The organism is Snodgrassella sp. B3088 (assembly GCF_026535815.1).
GTDB classification, from domain to species: Bacteria; Pseudomonadota; Gammaproteobacteria; order Burkholderiales; family Neisseriaceae; genus Snodgrassella; species Snodgrassella alvi_E.
In genome coordinates this window covers 1-1407 of sequence record NZ_JAFNPG010000022.1, presented here as the reverse complement: position 1 = coordinate 1407, position 1407 = coordinate 1, and the positions used below count along the sequence as shown (strand labels likewise).

Genomic DNA, 1407 nt, shown 5'->3' with positions numbered 1-1407 from the left:
TTACGGTCATACTCTGTTGGCGTAATCGTGATCACATTATTCGCCAATTTAATTATCACACAGGCAGTCTCTTTTTCCAGCATTCTAAAATTTTTATAGCCAGCAAAGCTCAGAAAGGCCTTGGAATATGAATCGTGATCTTTTGCCCATTCTTTAAGGTCAATAAACTTAGTGGTATTGGTTATCGTTAATACAAGTTCACCTAGCAATACCGGTATCAGCTCTTCTGAAATACGCGCCCTGACGTGAGAATGGACAAACCCAGGACTGTAATTCTCATAAAAAAATCCTTGTATAATAAAAGAATTATCAGGTAATATATACAAATTACATCTTTTTGTTTTCGGTTCCTTGTCCTTAGATGCTAATGCTTTAAAAATTTTTAACATTTACTATCCTTTGACCTGAAAACGAAATACTGTATTTGCCCAAGTATAGCTACTGACACCATGTGCTGTATATCAATTTATTTTGAATAATTAAAAATCGAATCCATCTACTTTATATCCCTTTTATTTACGCAAAAAATCCTCAGAAATATGAAATTTCTGAGGATTTTATAATTAAGGTAACCTAACTACTGGCTATTGTATTGCTGTTAAGAGGCTAAATGCTCATAGTTACTGCGTTTGAGCAACGGAATTAAATGCTGATAAATACTCTCTGCGTCAGGAGAGCACGTTACCTCTTTATTGACAAGGAATCCAAATCCACCTCTACCGTAAAGGCCATATTCTGTTGGCGTAATTGTGATCACATTATTCTCCAATTCAATAAAGACATAAGCAGCCTCTTTTTCCAACCTTCTATAGTTTTTATAGCCAGCAAAGCTCAAAAAGGCCTTGGTATATGAATCGTGATCTTTTACCCATTCTTTAAGGTCAATAAACTTAGTGGTATTGGTTATCGTTAATACAAGTTCACCTAACAATACAGGTATCAGCTCTTCTGAAATACGCACTATATCACGAGAGTTCACAAAACCAGGACTGTGATTCTCATAAGAATAGCCTTGTATAATTACAGAGTTATCAGGTAATACGTATAAACTACATCCCTTTCTTTTCGGTTCCTTATGCTTAGATGCTAATGCTTTAAAAATTTTTAACATTTATCAATCCTGTGACCTGAAGGCGAAATGCTGTATTTGCCCAAATATAGCTACTGACACCATGTGCTGTATACCAAATTATTTAGAACGATTAAAAATCGAATCCATTAATTTATATCTTTTTTTAATCAAGGTAACTTGAATACTAGCTATTGTATTGCTGTTAAGAGGCTAAATGCTCATAGTTACTGCGTTTGAGCAACGGAATTAAATGCTCATAAATACTCTCTGCATCGGGAGAGCACGTTACCTCTTTATCGACAAGGTGTGAAAATCCGCCATCTTTACGGTCATAC

The 1407-nt window shown here is 35.0% G+C and carries 2 protein-coding genes; both read right to left on the bottom strand.

The window, feature by feature from the left end; genetic code table 11:
• Positions 1-389, bottom strand: a 389-nt coding sequence (locus J3U75_RS09060; RefSeq protein WP_267391634.1) for a contact-dependent growth inhibition system immunity protein, incomplete at its 3' end; no start/stop codon positions are given.
• 209 nt (positions 390-598) lie between these two features.
• Positions 599-1111: a hypothetical protein gene (locus tag J3U75_RS09055; protein WP_267391633.1), complete on the bottom strand. Its 513-nt coding sequence runs from the start codon at positions 1109-1111 to the stop codon at positions 599-601.
• Positions 1112-1407 lie beyond the last annotated feature (296 nt).

Excerpts from the sequence above, each read along its gene's own strand:
- J3U75_RS09055 (WP_267391633.1), bottom strand. The coding sequence starts at position 1,111 with ATGTTAAAAATTTTTAAAGCATTAGCATCTAAGCATAAGGAACCGAAA.